General features: G+C 57.2%; 3 protein-coding genes. All 3 read left to right on the forward strand.

The window, feature by feature from the left end; translation table 11 throughout:
* A partial coding sequence (locus tag ACOT0L_RS23830) for a hypothetical protein (RefSeq protein WP_224750824.1) occupies positions 1-194 on the forward strand: 194 nt, incomplete at its 5' end.
* Positions 166-1,674 (forward strand): IS21-like element ISCfr8 family transposase, encoded by a 1,509-nt coding sequence (istA, locus tag ACOT0L_RS23835; protein WP_077249983.1) that lies wholly within the window; start codon positions 166-168, stop codon positions 1,672-1,674. The genes ACOT0L_RS23830 and istA, both read left to right, overlap by 29 nt.
* Entirely contained in the window at positions 1,661-2,401 is a 741-nt protein-coding gene (istB, locus tag ACOT0L_RS23840) for an IS21-like element helper ATPase IstB (RefSeq protein ID WP_012695455.1), read from the forward strand. Before istA ends, istB begins: the two co-directional genes overlap by 14 nt.
* Positions 2,402-2,624 lie beyond the last annotated feature (223 nt).

Raw genomic sequence — 2,624 nt, forward strand, 5'->3', positions numbered from 1 at the left:
ATGTAAGGCCTTTGAATAAGACAAAAGGCTGCCTCATCGCTAACTTTGCAACAGTGCCCTGGCCATTAATTTTGACCCACCCCAAGGTGGCCAACCGGCCAGAAATGCAGATAGGGTTCCCAGCCTTTTGGCAGGCCGGGAACCGTTCTGATGATGAGGTGGAACGTGATACACAAAATAAAATCATTACATGACGATGGCAAAGGACTTTCCATTCGGGCCATCAGCCGGGAGCTGGGCATCTCGCGCAACAGCGTGCGCAAGTATCTGCGTCAGGATGAAACAACCACTGCCCGCAAGCTGGATAACCCTGTCCGCAGCAAACAGCTCGACACCTACCGGGGATACCTGATCAGCTTGCTGGCCAGCTTTCCCGGGCTCAGTGCAGTCAAGATTGCCCGCAAGCTCAAGGAGAAACTGGGTGAGCTGCCGACCTCCGAGCGCAGTATTCGTCGTTACGTCAGCGCGCTGAAGGAAGAGGTTGCAACCGGTCAGCACCGATATTACGAGCCGGTGGTTGATGAGGTGCCGGGTGTGCAGTGCCAGGTTGACCCGGGCGAGCTGCGTAACGTGCTGATTGGTGGCGTGGAAACAGTGGTGCACTTTGTTGTGTTTGTGCTGGCGTACTCGCGGCTGATGTATGTGGGCCTGTCGTTTAAGCCGCTGGATACCCGGCAGTTCATCCAGCTGCATGACGAAGCGCTGCGCTACTTTGGCGGCATGCCTGAAGAGCTGGTGTACGACCAGACCAAGCTGGTGGTGATTGAGGAGAAATACCGGGAGCTGACCCTCAACGAGCGTTTTCATCAGTACGCCACCACAGCCGGCTTTCGTATCCATGCTTGCGAAGGCTATGACCCCGAGAGCAAGGGCAAGGTTGAAGCGGGCGTCAAATACGTCAAGCAGGACTGCTTTTACGGCGAGACCTTCCGTGATGAGCAGCACCTGCGCGAGCATGTGCATCACTGGCTGGACAAGGTCGCCAATGTGCGGGCACACGGCACCACAGGTGAGGCACCTCAGCTGCGTTTTGAACGTGACGAACAGGCTCTGCTCAAGCCCTACCTGTCACCCTCTTGCGTCACATCTGAAGCCCGTGAGACCCGCAAGGCGGATAAGACCGGACTGATCTCCTGGAAGGCCAACAAGTACTCTGTGCCCATGGCCTGGCAGCAAAGCCGTGTCGGTGTGCTGGAAGACGACAGCCAGCTGCATGTGATTGATCTACAAACTGGCGAAGTGATTGCCCAGCATGCGTTGGCGGGCGGCAAAGGTCAGATTATCAAAAACACCCACCACTACCGTGACCATGCCCAGCGCCGGCAGCAGCTGGAGCAGGACATTCAAGTACTGGTGGGCGACGAGGCACTCAGCCTGGCCTTGTGTGATCAGTTGCGGAGATCCTTGCCCAAGGTCTATAAGGATCAACTGTTCGCAGTACGCAACCTGCTGAGTAAGCACGCACCTGTTGAACGGGACATGCTGTTGAACCTGAGCCAGAAGCCGGGCCTGACCGCCCGACAGATCGAAGCGTATCTGGTGGCCACCCAGCTGGCCAGCCGGCGTGAGCGTCTGCCTGAGCCCGTGCCAGAGGCTCCGTCAGAGCTGGACTTGAGTGCATACCGACAGCTTGGCCGCTCGACTGGCCAGGAGGTGACCCATGGGCATGCTTGAACAGACTGCCGCCCAGTACCGTAGCCTGCGCATGACCTCCATCGCCGCAGAGCTCGCCCAGTTACTGGCCGAGGCCGAAGCCAGTGAAATGTCGTTCCTGAGCTTTGCACAGCGACTGGCTGAATACGAACTCCAGCAGCGTCAGGCCAACCGGGTACAGCGCAATTACAAGACGGCAGGCTTTCCTGCGCACAAGCATCTGGAGGGCTTTGACTATCGCCACCAGACCACCATCAGCAAGCGCCAGATCAACAGCCTGCTGGACTTCCGGTTCATCGACGAGCGCAACAACGTGATCTTCATCGGCCCGCCAGGCGTGGGCAAGACCCACCTGGCCATCGGGATTGGCCACAAGGCCGTCGAGGCCGGATACCGGGTATTGTTTCGCACCGCGCTGGAGTTGGTGGAAGAACTGGAGCTGGCAGAAATGAAGGGCGAGCTGAAAAAGAAAATCAGCCAGCTGAGCAAGGTCGACCTCTTGATCATCGATGAGCTGGGCTACCTGCCCATGACCCGGCAGGCCCGCTACAACCTGTTCCAGCTGATCAACAGTCTGTACGAATACCGGTCTATCATCCTGACCACCAACAAGGACTTCACCTGCTGGGGCGAGTTCTTCCACGACGACAACGTGGCAGTACCGATCATCGACCGAATCATCCATCACTCACACATCTTTATGCTGGGAGGAGAGAGCTATCGGCTGAAACAGAAAACAACGGGTTAAACGTGCAAGGGTGGGTCAATTTTATTGGCCAAAGGTGGGTCAAAATTAATGGCCATTGACAAATGGCAAGAAGCACAGGCTCCAAATGTGACTTTATGACGTCGACGACTATCCGCACCTGAGCGGATACCTCTGCGGGGACGGTGTGGTTCATGCATGACGCCTAACGTTTGACATGAGGGGCGGCCAAGGGCGCCAGCCCTTGGACGTCCCCCTCGATGGA

The sequence above is a fragment of the Enterobacter cloacae complex sp. XAL002 genome, from assembly GCF_049236805.1.
Lineage (GTDB): Bacteria > Pseudomonadota > Gammaproteobacteria > Enterobacterales > Enterobacteriaceae > Enterobacter > Enterobacter intestinihominis.